Genomic DNA, 16,862 nt, shown 5'->3' with positions numbered 1-16,862 from the left:
ATATTCCCGGTAGGAGGCGCGCCCTCGCGGCGATTTTCATTGAATCTGTCGCGCCGAGGGCGGCCCTCCTACCCTTCGGGGTGGGATATATCCCGGTAGGAGGCCCGCCCGCGCAGCGATTTTCCCCATGGATGGCATCGCGCCGAGGGCGCCCTCCTACCGGTGAAGGCCCGGGTTTGCGAGTGTGACCTCGGTGTTTTCGATGGGGTACGGCGCGCGTCGTGGGCACGGGCACTCCGAACGGGCGGTGTCTGGCGCGCCCAAAACCCCTACGGAGATCGGAGGATCCGGCCCTGGGTTGTCCGATCTTTTTCTCCCCGTGCGCCCCGTGTTCCCCGTGGTTCACGTCACAGAGCTGGCTCCATGAAGGGGGGGGCGACATTGGTTACCGAGTCGGCGGTTCCAGCCCGATATGGCGCCCCAGCTCGCCAAGCAGCTCCTGTTTCAAGGTCTGGCGCATATCGCCCAGGCGACGCTCGACCAGGAGATCGACAATGGCCTCCAGCTCTTCCCAGGAGGTGGCTCCCAGGGCATCTGGCGCCTCCAGGCGGATATCCTCCACCGTGACCGTCTCCTCCAGCACCGGGATCTCCGTTCCGTCGTGTCTGGCAAACCCCTGTGGGACAGGGCCTTCGGTGTCGTCTCGCTCCTCTTCCACCACATCTTCGAGGGTGGGGATCGATTCGTCTGCATCGGTTGAGCCGGTGCCCGGAACTTCCGATGCGAATGACGGGAAAGATGCTGCTCGACCTTCCTGGTCACTGCCGGGGAGGGACTCCCCGGGCGGGGAGTCCTGTGCCACTTCCACCAGATACTCCTCTGGGATGAAATCCTCGAACAGGTCATCCTCGTCCGACCGGTCTTCGGTTTTGCGGGCACTCATCCGCAGGCCGTCGATGGCGGCGGAAAAATCGGACTCGCCGGCTTCCAGCAGCCCCTTGAGCGAGTCCAGCTCGCTGATCAGCGGATTATCGCGTTTATTCTCGCTCATAGCTTATGGGCCTCGAGGGGATATCCACGGTCTCTATAGAAACGATAGCGCTCCCTGCCGGTAGCCCGGTGCGCCTCGTCGCCGGCGATGACTTCCGCCACCCGTCGGAAGCGGCTGAAGAACAGCGGCACGTCATCGGCCAGATTGATAAGGACATCATCGTGCGGCCCCGGCTCTTCTCCGGATCCGATATGGATCGGGGTATCGATATCCGCATCGGGGATATCGAGGCGCTCGTGCGGCAGAAAACTGTCCGCGCGGAAGGTCCAGAGCAGCTCATCCAGTCGCGCCACGGCGGTTTCATCCGCGACGTGAATATAGATGCGGTGGCCCTGCTCGAAGGCCTTCTCCGTCAGCCGGCAGGCAAACATTTCACGTTCGCCTGCGGATGAGGCTTTCAGAATGTAGAAGTCGATGCGGGTCATCTAGTTCAGATATGAGATAGGAGATTCGAGATTCGGGGTGTTCGCGATGGGCAGTATACCGCTCCTCGAATCTCGTATCTCTTCTCTCGCATCCATTTCTAGGTCGTATGGCTCAGGAGATATTGGACCAGCAGCGGTACGGGCCGTCCGGTGGCACCCTTGTCGGTACCGGAGTTCCAGGCGGTACCGGCAATGTCCAGATGGGCCCACTTGTACTCCTTCGTATATCGGGAGAGGAAGCAGGCGGCGGTCACCGTGCCCGCCTCGCGGCCGCCGATGTTGGCCATATCGGCGAACGGGCTTTTCAGCTGCTCCTGGTACTCTTCCCAGAGGGGCAACTGCCAGGCGCGGTCGCCGCTAGTCTGGCCAGCGGCCAGCAGGTCATTGATCAATTCGTCATCATTGCCCAGCAATCCGGTGGCCTGCTTGCCGAGGGCAATGACGCAGGCGCCGGTCAGGGTGGCAACATCAATCACCTGTGCCGGGTCGAATTTTTTGCTGTAGGTAAGGGCATCGCAGAGGATCAGGCGCCCTTCGGCATCGGTGTTCAGGATCTCGATGGTCTGGCCGGACATGGAGGTGACGATGTCTCCCGGCTTGTTCGCCGCCCCGTCGGGGAGGTTCTCCGAGCTGGGCACCACCCCCACGACATTGATGGGCAGCTTGAGTTCGGCCAGCGCCCGCATGGCACCGAAAACACCGGCGGCGCCGCACATGTCGTATTTCATCTCATCCATCGCCGCGGCGGGTTTCAGGGAGATGCCCCCGGCGTCGAACGTCAGGCCCTTGCCCACCAGCACGATGGGTTTGTCGCCCTTTTTGCCGCCCCGATACTCCATGGTAATCAGCTTGGCCGGCTCGCGGCTGCCCCTGGAGACGGAGAGCAGGGCGCCCATGCCCAGCTTTTCCATCTCTTTTTCCTCGAGCACGGAAATCTGGAGACTCTTGTAGGTCTCACCGAGCTTTTTCGCCTCGTTGGCCAGATAGGTTGGCGTGCAGACATTGCCCGGCAGATTGGCAAGGTCCTTGGCCAGGGCGACACCCAGGGCCACGGCGGCGCCCTGTTTGCTGCCGCTCTCCGCCGCGCCGACCGCTTCTCTGTCTGCCACCAGGAAGTGGAATTTCTTGAGGCTGGGGATGGCATCCTTGTCCTTTTCGCTCTTCATCCGGTCGAAAAGGTAAACCGCGTTGCCCATCGCCTTGGCGATCTGTTGCACCTTCCAGGTCAGGTCGCGTCCTTTGACCTCCAGGTCCTGCAGGCAGCACAGGGCATCCTTGGCGGCGGAGGGCCGGAGGGCGGTCGCCGCACCCTGGATCACCTTTCGGTAGGTGGCGTCGTCGAGTGTAGTTTTGTCGCCGCAGCCGACCAGAAGAAGCCGTTCGGCCGGCACTCCGGCGGGGGTATGCATCCAAAGCGTCTGTCCGGGCTTGCCCTTGAGATCTCCCCCCTTGAGAAGAGCGAGAACCGCGCCATCTGTGGCGCCGTTTATCGCCTCGGCGGCGGGCGTGAGCTTTTTCTTCTCGAAAACACCGATGACGAGGCAGGCGGTTTTCTGGCTCTCTGGGCTGCCTTTCTTGACGCTAAAATCCATAATCGCTCCTGCTGTTTTGTTATTAGGGTGGGCGCGAGGACCCTTGTTTTGCCGCGCCTATCTATAGCGTAAACTTTAGCATTCTGTCGAACATAGGAATAATCTACTGCGCTGATGAGAGAGTGGTCCGGATTTCCTCGATTTTACTGGAGGCCGGGCTCCTGAAATCGAGAAAATTTTCCCTCCCTCTCTCACCATGTCGCTACGATCACCTAACTCCGACAGGCCGTCATCAATGGCACCCTTTTTAACTATTATTGCACTGATTACCGACCTTTGATTATCGAACGTTATCTGCTGCGGGAGGCCGGCTACACCTTTCTGGGGGTCGGCCTGTTATTGACGCTCATTCAGATGTCGACGGTGTTCGTGCGCATTCTGGCCGACACCGCCGAGGGGAAGTATCCGGTCGGCATCGTCATGGAGCTGTTCTTCTACCGGGGTGTCGGCAACCTGGTGTTCATCCTTCCGCTCTCCTTTTTTCTCGGAATACTGCTTGCGCTCGGCCGGCTCTATAAGGATAGCGAGATGACAGCCCTGGTCGCCTGCGGCGTGGGGCCGAAGCGGGTCTATCGGGCCATAGGCGGTTTGTCGGTGGTGGTGGCGATGCTGATGGGAGCACTGGCGCTGTGGTTTGCTCCCTGGGCCGAGGAGCAGGTGCACCTGGTGATTGACGAGGCCCAGGCCAGCTCTCAAATCGAGGGGCTCGAAGCCGGACGGTTCAATAAATCCGAGTCGGGGGAATACCTGGTCTACATGGAGGAGATCGGAGACCAGGGACGGAGACTGGAGAACGTCTTTGGTTATGCGAAGGTTCAGGAGCAGCAACGCCCCAATCTGCTGACATCGGAGAGCGGATATCAGACAGTCCGTGGCCCGGAGGGTGATCGCTACCTGGTGTTTGTGGATGGCTATCGCTATGAAGGCGACCCCGCCGACGAGGACTTCCAAATCATCGAATTCGGGGAGCACGGAGTGCTCATTCGGGAGCGGCCCGTGGTCGCCTCCGAGCGGCGGCGGCGGGCGGTGCCCTCAGGAGAGCTCTGGGAATCCGAAAACCCCTCTGATATGGCCGAGCTGCAGTGGCGGATATCGGTGCCGATCAGTGCGGTCCTGTTCGGCTTTCTGGCGGTGCCGCTCGCCAGGACCTCACCACGGCAAGGGCGTTACGGCAAGCTATTTTTTGCGATCGTCATCTATATCGCCTACAACAATCTGCTGACGGTTGCCCGGGCCTCCCTAAGGGAGGGGGAGTACGGCCCGGAAGTGGGATTGTGGTGGGTCCACCTCCTGGTGGTCGCGCTGGTGATGGCGTTGGTCTGGTGGCAGGGACGAATGCCGGGGCCGAAGGGTCAACTGCGGGTGGCAAAATGAAGCTCCTCGACGGCTATATCGCGCGCACCGTGGCGGGCCAAATCGGCGCCGTCATGTTGGTGCTGCTCGCCATCTACTTCTTCAGTACCTTCGTCTCGGAAATGGGCGACGTGGGCAAGGGCGATTACACGGTTTCGGACGCCCTGCTTTTCACCCTTATGCAGGTCCCGTTGTACACCTATCAGCTTTTCCCACTGGTGGCTCTCGTCGGGACCATGCTGGGCCTGGGGGCGCTCGCCAATACGAGTGAATTGACGGTTATGCGCGCGGCAGGGGTGTCGGTGCGCCGCATCATGGTCGCAGTAATGAAAGTCGGCCTGGTGATGGTGGTGGCGGTAACCGTGATCGGCGAGCTGATCGCCCCACGGCTGGAAATGCAAGCCCAAATGCAGCGCGCCGAGGCGCTGGGGAAAAACATTAGTCTGAACACGAAAGATGGCCTCTGGGCCCGCGATGGCCGCTCATTCATCAACATCGAGCGACTGCTTGTGGATGGCCATGCCTCCAATGTCCGCATCTATCGTTTCGCTGATGACCACAGCCTGCACGAAACGATTTTCGCGCCAAGGGGCATTTACCAAGATGATGCCTGGCAGCTGGAGCAGGTGATCCGCAATCACGTAACTCCGGAAGGGGTAGAGAGCCGTCACGTGGAGAGTCTGCGTTGGGAAAGCAGCCTGGAGCCCGGCGTGATCGATATGGTGGCGATCAAACCCGAGAATCTCTCCGCCAGGGATCTGTGGGAATACCTGCGCTATATGCGAGAGAACGGCTTGGAAGACCGGCGTTACAACCTGGCGTTCTGGATCCGGATCATGATCCCGTTCGCGACTGCCGGCATGGTTCTGCTTGCGATTCCCTTCGTTTTCGGCTCGATGCGCACGGTGAGTATCGGGCAGCGCATTATGCTAGGGGCGTTACTGGGCATCGGCTTCTATCTCTTTAATGCCATATTCAATCGCGTCGGCGTTGTCTACAACATCCCGCCATTTCTCGCGGCGTCCCTGCCCACCTTCATCGTTTACGCCCTTTGGGGGGTGATGATGAAGCGGATTCGGTAGGGGCCTGTAGTGGCGAGTAGCTAGTAGCGAGTAGCTAGGAACAGCACTAGCCACTCGCTACTCGCCACTAGCAACTAACGACTAGCCACTCTTCGGGAGGACGATCAGTTTGGTTTGCGAGTAGCGGTCGTGCCAGGTGAGTTTTTCCCGATCGACCAGTGACCACAGGAAGCCGGCGCCCAGGGCGCCCCATGATAGATACGCGATCAGATAGCGCAGGAGAGCCTGCCAAAGGGAAACCGGTCCGCCATCGTAACGGACGACCCGCAATCGCCAGGCGCGCATCCCCAGCGTTTGCCCGCCGTGAGTCCAGAACCAAGCGAAGAAGACGAACGCAATCAAAAACAGGTAGCTGGTGAAAAGCGGATTACCGGCATGGACTGCCTCGCCCCCGGTCAGCGGCAGTACCACGGCGGAGGCGATGAAGAGCAGCGCAATCAGCAGCAGGCCATCATAAAGTATAGCGGCGAGGCGTCGCAGCAGGCTGGCATTGGGAAGATCGGTCCGGGATTGGCTCATGACAGTTCGATTTGGAAATGAGCGGGCATTATAGCAATTTGTGCCGGAGTGCATCAGTGAAATGCCATATTGGCGGAAGCCGCGAGCGCCGCAATGGATGTTGGAAATGCCGTCTGGCACTTGGCCGTGCGGTTTCGGTAATCGGAGGCCCGGTCGGGGCCTGGATTTCAGGAGATGGGTCTGGCTTTCAGACTCTGCGAAATCCGATCCTTTCCGCCCCCTGCGGTGTCATTCAGTGAACGAACGGTCGTATCACTAGCCTGCGAGTCCTGCACCCCTGTAAAATCCCCCCCTCTTTCCATTGATTGTCCGACTACCAGCGAAGAAGGCCCGTATTGATGCTGATCCTCCGCGGAAGCCCCGCCCTGTCTCCTTTTCGGCTTGAAAAGCTGCTTTCCCGGGTGCAACAGACCGTGCCGTCCGTGGACCACCTCTCTGCCGAGTTCGTCCATTTTGTCGATCTGGAGGAGAAACTGGACGAAGCCCAGCGGGGCATTCTGGACCGGATTTTGACTTATGGTCCCCCGATTTCCGGCGAGGAGCCGGAGGGGCAATCGCTTGTTATCACGCCACGTGCAGGCACCATCTCGGCCTGGTCCTCGAAGGCAAGCGATATAGCCCGCAATTGCGGACTCAGCCACGTGCGGCGCATTGAGCGCGGAGTGGTCTATTACCTCACAGCGGATGGTCGGCTGCTGGAGGACCGCGCCCTTGCCGAGGTGGCGGCACTGCTATATGACCGCATGACCGAAAGCGTGTTCTACCGGCAGGATGAGGCCGAAGGGCTCTTCCTCACTACCGAGCCGCGCCCCCTGCAGACGGTGGATATTCTCACCGGCGGAAGAGGCGCACTGGCGAAGGCCAACCGCGACTGGGGATTGGCGCTGGCCGAGGATGAAATCGACTATCTGGTGGAGAATTTCCAGAAACTGGGCCGCAATCCCTCCGATGCCGAGTTGATGATGTTTGCCCAGGCGAACTCCGAACACTGCCGGCACAAGATCTTCAATGCCGACTGGATTATCGACGGACAGAGACAGGAGCGATCCCTGTTCAAGATGATCCGCAATACTCACGAGCAGCACCCGGAGGGGGTGTTATCGGCTTATCACGACAACGCCTCGGTCATCCAAGGCTTTGAGGCGGGCCGCTTCTTTCCCGACCCCGATAGCGGGTCGTACGGCGCGAGCAAGGAGCCGGTCCACTTCATGATCAAGGTGGAGACCCATAACCACCCCACCGCCATCTCCCCGAGTCCGGGTGCCGCCACCGGTTCAGGCGGCGAAATCCGTGATGAGGGTGCGACCGGCCGTGGCGGCAAGCCCAAGGCGGGGTTGACCGGGTTTTCCGTCTCCAACCTCCGCATCCCCGATTTCGAGCAGCCGTGGGAGAGCGACTATGGCAAGCCGAACCGCATCGTCTCCGCGCTGGAGGTGATGCTCGAGGGGCCCATCGGCGCCGCTTCGTTCAACAACGAATTTGGCCGCCCCGCCATCAACGGTTACTTCCGGACCTATGAGGAGCGGGTGAACGGCCCTGCGGGCGAGGAGGTGCGCGGCTATCACAAACCCATCATGCTGGCGGGCGGCATTGGCAACATCCGTGCCGAACACGTCGACAAGAATTTGATCCCCGCGGGTGCGCAGCTAGTCGTGCTGGGCGGCCCGGCGATGCTCATCGGTCTTGGCGGCGGCGCTGCCTCCTCCATGACCTCGGGGCAGAGTGCCGAGGATCTGGATTTCGCCTCTGTTCAGCGCTCCAACCCCGAGATGGAGCGTCGCTGTCAGGAGGTGATCGACCGCTGCTGGCAACAGGGTGAGGCCAATCCCATCGTCTCGATACACGACGTCGGCGCCGGCGGTCTCTCCAACGCCATGCCCGAGCTGGTGGATGACGCCGGCCGGGGTGGCCGTTTCGAGCTGCGCACCATTCCCAACGATGACCAGGGCATGTCGCCGAAGGAGATCTGGTGCAATGAGGCCCAGGAGCGTTATGTTCTGGCCGTACAGTCCGCGGACATGGAGCGGTTTGCCGCCATCTGCGAGCGGGAGCGTTGCCCCTACGCCGTTATCGGCGAGGCCAGTGAGGACCGGCAATTGACCCTCGGCGACGGCTACTTCGATAACACGCCCATCGATATGCCGATGGAGGTGCTGCTGGGCAAGCCGCCCAAGATGCTGCGCGATGTGCACCACAAGACCTTTAAAAAGCCCGAATTCCATTCCGCACGCATCGATCTGAAGGAGGCTGCCTATCGCCTGCTGCATCTGCCCGCCATTGCCGACAAGCGTTTTCTGATCACTATCGGTGACCGCAGCGTTACCGGGCTGGTGGCACGCGACCAGATGGTGGGGCCGTGGCAGGAGCCGGTGGCCGACTGCGGCGTCACCGCCACCAGTTACGACGTCTACACCGGCGAGGCGATGGCCATGGGCGAGCGTACCCCGGTGGCGCTTCTGGATCACGCGGCCAGCGCACGCATGGCGGTGGGTGAGGCACTCACCAATATCGCTGCCGCGCGCATCGAAAAGACGTCGGACATCAAGCTCTCGGCCAACTGGATGGCACCGGCGGGCCATCCGGGAGAGGATGCCGGCCTCTATGACGCCGTACGCGCCGTGGGCATGGAGCTGTGTCCGGCACTGGGGCTGGCGATTCCGGTGGGCAAGGACTCCATGTCGATGAAAACCGTCTGGCAGGAGGGGAACGAAGAGCATTCCGTCACCGCGCCGCTCTCTCTCATCGTTACCGCCTTTGCGCCGGTGCTGGATATCCGCAAAACCCGCACGCCCGAGCTGCGTACCGACAAGGGCGATACCGACCTCATCTTTATCGATCTCGGCAAGGGGCGTAACCGTCTCGGCGGCTCCTGCCTGGCCCAGGTTTACAAGGAACTGGGACACCACGCCCCGGATCTCGATGATCCGCTTCAGTTCAAGGCCTTCTTCGATATCCTCCAGGAACTCTCCGAACGCAAGCTGCTTCTGGCCTACCATGACCGATCCGACGGCGGTCTGTTCACCACACTGGCGGAAATGGCCTTTGCCGGTCGGACCGGCATCAACATCGAACTCGACGGACTCGGCGATGGCGATGATGCCGCGCTCCTGTTCAGTGAAGAGCTGGGTGCCGTAATCCAGGTGCGCCACAGCGATACCGATGAAGTCCTGCAGTGGTTCCGGGAGGCGGGGCTTGGCAAACAGAGCCGCGTTATCGGTGAGTTGAATGATGAGGACCGCATCGTCATCAGCCGCGACCGCATCGAGCTGCTGAACGAGCCGCGTGTGGAGCTGCAGCGGGCGTGGTCCGAAACCAGCTATCGCATGCAGGCCCTGCGCGATAATCCGGAGTGTGCGAAGGAGGAGTTCGACCGCCTGCTGGACGTGAATGATCCGGGTCTCCATGTCGATCTCGGCTTCGAGCCGGAAGAGGATGTGGCCAAGCCCTACATCGCCACGGGAGTGCGTCCCCGCGTGGCGGTGCTTCGTGAACAGGGCGTTAACGGTCAGGTCGAGATGGCAGCGGCGTTCAGTCGCGCCGGGTTTGACGCGGTGGACGTCCACATGAGCGACCTCATTACTGGGAGAATCGCGCTCGACGGCTTCAAGGGCGTAGTAGCCTGCGGCGGCTTCTCCTATGGAGACGTGCTCGGTGCCGGTGAAGGATGGGCGAAGTCGATTCTCTTCAATTCGCGGGCACGGGAGCAGTTCGAGACCTTTTTCGGTCGCAATGACAGCTTCGGCCTGGGGATCTGCAACGGCTGCCAGATGATGTCCAATCTCCACGAACTCATCCCCGGTGCCGAGTTGTGGCCGCACTTCGTACGTAACACCTCCGAGCAGTTCGAGGCCCGGGTGTCGATGGTGGAAGTGATGAAGTCGCCGTCGCTGTTCCTGGCCGGTATGGAAGGCTCACGGATGCCTATCGCCGTGGCTCACGGCGAAGGCCGGGCGGAGTTCGCCGATGCCGACAGCGGGCCGGCAGCGGCTCTGCGCGAAAATGCGGTGGCGCTTCGCTATCTCGATAACTACGGCGACCCGACCGAAATCTATCCCGGAAATCCCAATGGCTCACCGCTGGGCATTACCGGACTCACCAACCGCGATGGGCGTTTCACCATCCTGATGCCACACCCCGAGCGGGTGTTCAGGGCCGTTCAGCACTCCTGGCATCCCGATGAGTGGGGCGCCGACGGCTCCTGGATGCGGATGTTCCGCAACGCCCGCGTCTGGGTGGGATAACAGCGTTAACCACGGGGGAATTCAGGTACCGACCACGTGTAACCTCCGAAGATCACCACAGAGTGCACAGAGGTAATTCCTGGAGCAAATACGGGGATACGCAGAGTCATGTAACCCCGTGTGCCCCGTGCTCCCCGTGGTAGTCTCTGTTGTCCGTGGTAGAAAGTGCAGTTACTGATGCCGAAGCAGCTCGGCCAGCCGCATGGGGGCATCGGTATCTTTTCCCAATTCCCACAGCTCCATGGTCTTTGCGCCCTCTTCGAAGGCCTCCCGGCCCCGGGGTTTGAAACGGGCGTATTCAAAATCCGATAGCAGGGACTCCACCTCACCGCCGGTGGCGCCCACCTCTCGTAATTGCTCCTGTCCGACTTCAATGAAACCGATTTCATTCAGATGATGCTGCTTGGCTGCATAGCGGGCCGCGCCCAGAAAATACTCCAGATAGGCATAGCGGCGGTACATATCGTCCGGAGCAGGGGTGAAGACGTCGGCCCGGGAAAAGCTGGCCTTCCGGAAAATGGCCAAGTCACGGCGGGCGCGGGAACGCGGATCGCCATCGGATTTCAAAAGGTCGCGGATCCTTCCCATAGCTGCATCCTTTCCATGATCGGGATACCTAGTACACTTAGCGCAAGAAGTTGGTAATTCCTGAATCAAAGTAACTGCTCGCCCGAGTGATCATGCACAGCCCGGAAAATTCGTCATTCCCGCGCAGGCGGCGATCCATTTAGAGCCATCCCGCTGCTCTCTGGATTCCCGCCTACGCGGGAATGACGGCGGAGTGAGCAGTTACCAACAAAAATAGTTCAATGCCATGGATATCCGAACAAAACGGGTTTACGAACCACCTGCCAAAGCTGACGGACTCCGCATCCTGGTCGATCGGGTGTGGCCGCGAGGCGTCAAAAAGGAACAGGCCGCGGTTCAGCACTGGATGAAATCGTTGGCGCCCAGCAGCGACCTGCGTAAGTGGTTCGGGCATGACCCGAAGCGCTGGAGCGAATTTCAGGAACGCTATCGGCGCGAGCTGGAAAAGACCCCGGACGCCGTTGCGGAGATCTGCCGTGCCGCCAGCGAGGGGACCATCACCCTTGTTTATTCGGCGCGAGATGATGTCCACAACAACGCCGTGGCGCTGCGTGAATACCTTTTGAAACGCTGCGTACATCACAGGAGTACTGCAGGTAATGATGCCGGCCATTGAGGAATTGCAGTCGATGATCGCGGAAGCTGCACGCATGGAGCTGCTGCCGCGTTTTGGTGCGGTGGCCCGAAAAAAAGCCGATGGTAGCCTGGTCACGGAGGCTGATCTCGCCATGCAGCAGCGACTCGCTACGGCCCTTGCAAAGCGGTGGCCGCAAATCGCGCTGTTGGGTGAGGAGATGCCTGCGGCGCAACAGCAACAATTGCTGGACGAATCGCGCGCGGGCCTGTGGCTACTGGACCCACTGGATGGCACCACCAATTTCTCCATGGGCCTGCCTTTTTTTTCCGTATCCCTGGCACTGTTGGTGGACGGCGAGATCGAACGTGGACTGGTCTATGATCCGATTCGCGACGAATCCTTCTCGGCAGTGAAGGGCAAGGGTGCTGCTCTCGATGGAGCGCCGCTCCGCGATTGTGCGCCGCATTTGTCGCTGGGAAACGGTATCGGTGCCGTGGACTTCAAGCGTCTCGATCCCGATCTGGCCCGTCGCGTCGCCACTGAACCCCCTTTCGCCTCACAGCGAAACTACGGCTCGTCCGCCCTCGACTGGTGCACCCTGGCGGCCGGACGCTACCACGTCTACCTGCATGGGCGTCAGAAACTCTGGGACTACGCCGCTGGCAGCCTGATCCTGCAGGAAGCGGGCGGCCATGCCGCCACCTTCGAGGGGGAGGCAGTATTCACCCCGACATTGGAGCCCCGCTCCGTTGTGGCCGGCGCGGACCGGGAGCTGTTCGATCGCTGGTCCGCCTGGATTTCGGGTACTGGCTGCAAAAGCTGAAACAGCTTGTTGGCCGGCCCGCAGGGAGCCCCGCTAGTGAGCCAACGCTGCTTTGCGGACTCCTTCCCTGGAGCCCGCCCTTTGGGCCAGCCTGCGGCTGGCCCAACCCGCTTCCGGCGGATCTGTGCACTTTTTGTAAGGACTTGTCATTGCCTGCGGAGTACGCCTTAACCTTGGCTCATTAGCGGGGCATAGCAGCTTGTCCGAGAACACCGTTTTCTGTAGGTTGGGGTGAGTTATGCGAACCCCAACATGCTGATTTTGGTAGGCTTCGTTCCTCAGCGCCGACCTACATTGTGGAGCCTATTCCCGGACAGGACACTAGTCGCGGGGGAAATCCTTCAGGCAACAGCGGCCCGACGGGTTGCTGGTTTCGCACGAGCAGAGGCCGGCTCGCGTCTTGTGGAGGATGTAACAGCGGATCGACGGATCTTTCGCATCCCCCCACGTCACGCCGAAGCAGTAGCAGGCCAAGGCGGAATCAGCCTTCTGCTTGAGGCCAACGGTGGTCCGCAGGTTGGCGGTCCGTATCAGCGAATCGTCATCGCCGAAGTAGACCACATCGCATACCGGATCTTCGCAGAAATAGTATCGCCGACCGGTCTCCGCCCATGTCCACGGCTGCATCAGATGATGAATAATCGTCCTGATCGACACCTCGGTACCTGGGTGGCCACTGATCGGGCAGTTGCGCTTCCCGGGCGGCAGGGACTTTCCGCCGGCACTGCAGCAGTCAGCCATGTTCAGTGCTCCCATGCCGATGCAGATCCGTCGGGCAGCACTCTTCGTAGCTGGGCACCCCTTCACGCCGCTCGTACCACTCCCGACTGCGGTTGACCACGCCCACCGCCGCCAGCATCACCGGCACTTCAATCAGTACTCCGACCACCGTGGCCAGCGCCGCGCCCGATTGGAAACCGAACAGCACGATGGCGGTGGCCACGGCCAGCTCGAAGAAGTTGGAGGCACCGATGAGCGCTGAAGGGCCGGCCACGCAGTGGGGCGAGCGCACGGCGCGGTTGAGCATATACGCCAGGCCGGAATTGAAAAAGGTCTGGATCAGGATCGGCACCGCCAGAAGGGCGATTACCAGCGGCTGGGCGATGATCTGCTCGCCCTGGAAGCCGAATAGCAGCACCAGGGTGACGAGCAACGCCACCAGCGACAGCGGCTGGATGACATGCAGCACCCGTTGCAGACGCAGGTAGCCATGCTCGCGGGAGAGCAGCCAGCGCCGCCACAGGGTGGCGACCATCAGCGGCGCGACGATGTAGAGCACCACCGACAGGATCAGGGTGTTCCAGGGCACGGTGATGGCCGAGAGTCCCAGCAGCAGACCGACGATGGGCGCGAAGGCGAAGATCATGATTACGTCATTTAGAGCCACTTGGGAGAGCGTGAAGTGCGGTTCGCCCCGCATCAGATGACTCCAGACGAATACCATCGCGGTGCAGGGGGCGGCGGCGAGGATAATCAACCCTGCGATGTAGGAGTCGATCTGCTCGGCGGGTAGCCAGGGCCGGAACAGCCAGCCGATGAACAGCCAGGCGAGCAGCGCCATGGAGAAGGGCTTCACGCCCCAGTTGACAAACAGGGTCACCCCCACCCCGCGCCAATGCCTGGAAACCCCCTTGATTTCCTTGAGGTCGATCTTGATCAGCATGGGGAGGATCATCAGCCAGATGAGCACCGCCACTGGCAGATTCACCTGAGCCACCTCCAAGGCACCGACGGCCCGGAACAGCCCGGGGAACAACTGGCCGAGCAGAATGCCGGCGCCAATGCAGAGGAAGACCCAAACAGTCAGGTACCGCTCGAAAAAGCCCATTTGCGCACCGGCAGCTTTCTTGCTGGTGGTTTCGCACTGTGCAGACATGGAACTGTCTCCTTCGTCGATGCGCCTACGGCTGCAGCGTGCCAATGCGATCCAATTCCGCCTTCAGCCGCGCCGGGTCCTTCTCCAGTTCGCCCAGGGGCAGCGCGAGAAACGCCTCGATGCGCGCCCTTAGGATGCGGTAGGCATCAAAGAAGGCGGCATCGATCTCCTCGTCGGTTCCGGTCGCGTGGGCCGGGTCCTCCACCCCCCAGTGGCTGCGCACCGCCTTCCCCAGGTAGACGGGGCAGGTCTCGCCCGCGGCGTTGGCGCAGACGGTGATGACGATGTCCGGGGTGACCGGCAGATTGTCCCAGGACTTGCTGTGGTAGCCCTCGGTGGCGATGCCCTCGCGGGCGAGCAGGGCCAGGGAGCGGGGATGCACCTGGCCGGTCGGTTTACTGCCGGCGCTCATGGCGTGCCAGCCCTCGGGGGCCAGATGGTTGAAGGTGGCTTCGGCCAGGATGGAACGGCAGGAGTTGCCGGTACAGAGAAAAAAGACGTTCATGAGGCGGCTTCCGATTGGGTGTGGTCATGGCATACCGGCTTACGCACAACCGCGGGCACCGGGCCGGTTCGGCATTGCGCCAAGGCGGAGCAGATCACCGGCGAACGGCGCGCTGTTGACGATGCCGGCGGCGGTGGTCGCCAGCACCTCGCGCACCCAGGCGGGGAGCCTGGAGCTAACCCTGTAGTAGACCCACAGCCCCTGACGGTGATCCTCCACCCAGCCCGCCTCGCGCAGATGAGCAAGGTGGCGGGAGATGGTGGGCTGCGCCAGATCCAGGCCGTGGGTCAGCTCGCAGACACATAGCTCCCCTTCACGTTGGAGCAGTAGCAGGCAGCGCAGGCGCACCTCGTGGCCGAGTGCCGCGAAAAGCTGTTCCGGTATATGCATATTGCAGTATATATCATTTGCCACATATTCCGGCAACCGAATATTAACTTCATGAGTGGCGTAGGTTGCGGTGAGGAACGAACCCCTGACATAACCATGAATCCGGCAATCCCCGTTGGGGTTCGCAGGATCACCCCAATGAGGTTTGTCAAACGTATATTCAATCCCCGGTGTCGCTGATGCGCCGGTGCAGAGCGGGGGTCACTCAATCACCGTTACCGATTTCAGTTGCGCCCACACCGGCCACCCCTCCGCCAAGCCGAGGGCATCGGCGGAGCGTGCGGTCAGGCGGGCAACCAAGGGTGTCTCGCCCACTTGAAGCCGCACCAGCACCTCCGCCGGGTGCTCTCCCGGGGCGAGCTTCGTGACCACGGCCGGGTTGCGAATGCTGGTTTCCTCCCCGCGCTGCCGGGCCAGGCTGATATCCCGCGCCAGCACCAGCACCCGCACCCGTCGTCCGAGCTTCGCCCCCATATCACGCACCCGCAGGCTGCCGCCGGGGAACTCCATCCGGGCCAGATGCCACTGCGGGTCATGCTCCGCCATCACCGCCTCCACCACCACGCCCACCTCTTGGTCGTGGCGCAGAGGCAGGTCGAGTCGCGCCAGGGTCTCGGTGAGCGAACCGCTGGCGAGCGCCCGCCCCTCCTCCATCAGCACCAGATGGTCGGCGAGCCGTGCCATCTCGTCGGGAGTGGGTGACGTAGAGAATGGGTATCTCCAACCCGTCATGCAGCCGCTCCAGCTAGGGCAGGATCTCCCGCTTGCGCTTGAGGTCCAGGGCGGAGAGGGGGTCATCCATAAGCAGCAGGCGCGGCTTGACCGCTAGTGCGCGGGCGATAGCGACGCGCTGGCGTTCGCCGCCGGAGAGCTGGTCGGGCCGGCGCTCCAGCAGAGGGCCGATGCCGAGCAGTTCGATTACACGGTCGAGGGCGGCGCGGTCCAGCGCCCCGGGCAGCCCGTTTTTTACCGAAGTCGAGGTTGCCGCGGACGGTGAGGTGAGGAAACAGGCTTGCCTCCTGGAACACATAGCCCAGAGGCCGCCGGTGCGGGGGGAGGAAGGCGGCCCCGCCCTGTCACAGCTCGCCATTCACCGTCAGTCAGCCCGTATCAGCCCGGCGATACAGCGCAGCAGCGTGGTCTTGCCGGAGCCGGAGTGGCCGAACAGGGCGGTAACACCCCGGCCGGGCAGTTCCAGATCGACGTCGAGGGTGAACTCGGGATAGGGAAAACGAAACCGCGCCTGGATGCACTCGCTGCTCATACATGCACCACTTGGTAGCGCCGATTGACGAAATACACGGTCAACAGCAACAGGAATGACGCCACCAGCAGGCCGCCGGCCAACAGATGGGCACTGGCGTAGTCCATCGCCTCGGCATGGTCGTAGATGGCAATGGAGAGCACCCGGGTCTCTCCGGGGATATTGCCGCCCACCATCAGCACCACCCCGAACTCACCGACCGTGTGGGCGAAGGTCAGCGTAATGGCGGTGAGGAAACCACGGCGGGCGAGCGGCACCACCACATTGAAAAAACGGTCCCACGGTCCCGCACGCAGGGTGGCCGCCGCATCGAGCATTCCGGTCCCGACAGCGGCGAAGGCGTCCTTGAGCGGCTGCACCATGAACGGCAGGGAGTAGAGGGTGGAGGCGGCCACCAGCCCGGTAAAGGTGAAGGCGAGGTGGTGCAGCCCCATGCCCTGCAGGGTGCTGCCGATGGGGCCGTGCGGCCCCAGGGCGACCAGCATGTAAAAACCCAGCACAGTGGGCGGCAGTACCAGGGGTAGGGCCACTACCGCCTCCACGGCCACCGCCAGGCGCCGGCGGGTGCGCGCCAGCCACCACGCCAGCGGTGTGCCCAGGATCAGCAGCACCACGGTGGTGGCCGCCGCGAGCTGG

Annotated in this window: 16 protein-coding genes and 1 pseudogene; 5 read left to right on the top strand and 12 right to left on the bottom strand. The window is 61.8% G+C overall.

The genetic code is table 11. The features are described from left to right. Positions 1-385: 385 nt before the first annotated feature. From Q7L05_RS06300 to Q7L05_RS06290, 3 genes are all read right to left on the bottom strand, one after another. Positions 386-991: a hypothetical protein gene (locus Q7L05_RS06300; RefSeq protein WP_303903577.1), complete on the bottom strand. Its 606-nt coding sequence runs from the start codon at positions 989-991 to the stop codon at positions 386-388. Continuing rightward, positions 988-1,416, bottom strand: a complete 429-nt coding sequence (locus tag Q7L05_RS06295) for a DNA polymerase III subunit chi (protein ID WP_303903574.1) — start codon at positions 1,414-1,416, stop codon at positions 988-990. The genes Q7L05_RS06300 and Q7L05_RS06295 overlap by 4 nt, the downstream gene beginning before the upstream one ends. A 98-nt stretch (positions 1,417-1,514) precedes the next feature. Then, positions 1,515-3,008: a leucyl aminopeptidase gene (locus Q7L05_RS06290; RefSeq protein ID WP_303903570.1), complete on the bottom strand. Its 1,494-nt coding sequence runs from the start codon at positions 3,006-3,008 to the stop codon at positions 1,515-1,517. 276 nt (positions 3,009-3,284) lie between these two features. On the opposite strand from Q7L05_RS06290, the gene lptF reads away from it, so the two are divergent. Continuing rightward, positions 3,285-4,382, top strand: coding sequence for an LPS export ABC transporter permease LptF (lptF, locus tag Q7L05_RS06285; RefSeq protein WP_303903567.1), 1,098 nt, complete (start codon positions 3,285-3,287; stop codon positions 4,380-4,382). Then, complete coding sequence (lptG, locus tag Q7L05_RS06280) at positions 4,379-5,443, top strand: LPS export ABC transporter permease LptG (RefSeq protein WP_303903564.1); 1,065 nt, start codon at positions 4,379-4,381, stop codon at positions 5,441-5,443. The genes lptF and lptG overlap by 4 nt, the downstream gene beginning before the upstream one ends. 81 nt (positions 5,444-5,524) lie before the next feature. Here lptG and Q7L05_RS06275 read toward each other — a convergent pair whose 3' ends face one another. Further along, a complete protein-coding gene (locus Q7L05_RS06275; RefSeq protein WP_303903562.1) occupies positions 5,525-5,962 on the bottom strand; it encodes an RDD family protein in 438 nt (145 codons plus the stop codon). Between the two features lie 338 nt (positions 5,963-6,300). Between Q7L05_RS06275 and purL the strand changes: the two genes are divergently transcribed. Then, a complete protein-coding gene (purL, locus tag Q7L05_RS06270) occupies positions 6,301-10,203 on the top strand; it encodes a phosphoribosylformylglycinamidine synthase (RefSeq protein ID WP_303903669.1) in 3,903 nt (1,300 codons plus the stop codon). 171 nt (positions 10,204-10,374) lie between these two features. Here the strand turns inward: purL and Q7L05_RS06265 are convergent, their stop codons facing one another. After that, a complete protein-coding gene (locus Q7L05_RS06265; RefSeq protein WP_303903560.1) occupies positions 10,375-10,791 on the bottom strand; it encodes a hypothetical protein in 417 nt (138 codons plus the stop codon). A gap of 226 nt (positions 10,792-11,017) precedes the next feature. On the opposite strand from Q7L05_RS06265, the gene Q7L05_RS06260 reads away from it, so the two are divergent. Then, a complete protein-coding gene (locus Q7L05_RS06260) occupies positions 11,018-11,407 on the top strand; it encodes a DUF488 domain-containing protein (RefSeq protein ID WP_303903557.1) in 390 nt (129 codons plus the stop codon). Continuing rightward, positions 11,391-12,191 carry an inositol monophosphatase family protein gene (locus Q7L05_RS06255; protein ID WP_303903554.1) on the top strand — a complete coding sequence of 267 codons (801 nt, stop codon included), beginning with the start codon at positions 11,391-11,393 and terminating at the stop codon, positions 12,189-12,191. Before Q7L05_RS06260 ends, Q7L05_RS06255 begins: the two co-directional genes overlap by 17 nt. Before the next feature lie 321 nt (positions 12,192-12,512). Here the strand turns inward: Q7L05_RS06255 and Q7L05_RS06250 are convergent, their stop codons facing one another. The 7 genes and pseudogenes from Q7L05_RS06250 to modB all read right to left on the bottom strand — a co-directional run. Beyond that, a complete protein-coding gene (locus tag Q7L05_RS06250) occupies positions 12,513-12,932 on the bottom strand; it encodes a putative iron-sulfur cluster-binding metallochaperone (RefSeq protein ID WP_303903552.1) in 420 nt (139 codons plus the stop codon). Continuing rightward, positions 12,925-14,019 (bottom strand): ACR3 family arsenite efflux transporter, encoded by a 1,095-nt coding sequence (arsB, locus tag Q7L05_RS06245; protein WP_317623101.1) that lies wholly within the window; start codon positions 14,017-14,019, stop codon positions 12,925-12,927. Before arsB ends, Q7L05_RS06250 begins: the two co-directional genes overlap by 8 nt. A gap of 73 nt (positions 14,020-14,092) precedes the next feature. Beyond that, the gene (locus Q7L05_RS06240) at positions 14,093-14,572 is read right to left on the bottom strand and encodes an arsenate reductase ArsC (RefSeq protein ID WP_303903546.1); all 480 of its coding nucleotides are present in this window, start codon (positions 14,570-14,572) and stop codon (positions 14,093-14,095) included. Positions 14,573-14,611: 39 nt separating this feature from the next. Further along, positions 14,612-14,986: a metalloregulator ArsR/SmtB family transcription factor gene (locus Q7L05_RS06235; protein WP_411293320.1), complete on the bottom strand. Its 375-nt coding sequence runs from the start codon at positions 14,984-14,986 to the stop codon at positions 14,612-14,614. Between the two features lie 177 nt (positions 14,987-15,163). Next, the gene (locus Q7L05_RS17510; protein ID WP_411293319.1) at positions 15,164-15,694 is read right to left on the bottom strand and encodes a TOBE domain-containing protein; all 531 of its coding nucleotides are present in this window, start codon (positions 15,692-15,694) and stop codon (positions 15,164-15,166) included. 13 nt (positions 15,695-15,707) lie between these two features. Next, positions 15,708-16,226: pseudogene (locus Q7L05_RS17505) on the bottom strand (ATP-binding cassette domain-containing protein). Next, positions 16,223-16,862, bottom strand: a 640-nt coding sequence (modB, locus tag Q7L05_RS06225; protein WP_303903543.1) for a molybdate ABC transporter permease subunit, incomplete at its 5' end; no start/stop codon positions are given. The pseudogene Q7L05_RS17505 and the gene modB, both read right to left, overlap by 4 nt.

The sequence above is a fragment of the Thiohalomonas denitrificans genome, from assembly GCF_016841685.1.
Classification (GTDB): domain Bacteria; phylum Pseudomonadota; class Gammaproteobacteria; order Thiohalomonadales; family Thiohalomonadaceae; genus Thiohalomonas; species Thiohalomonas denitrificans_A.
The sequence above is the reverse complement of the archived record's forward strand: the minus strand, read 5'-3'. Positions and strand labels throughout refer to the sequence as shown.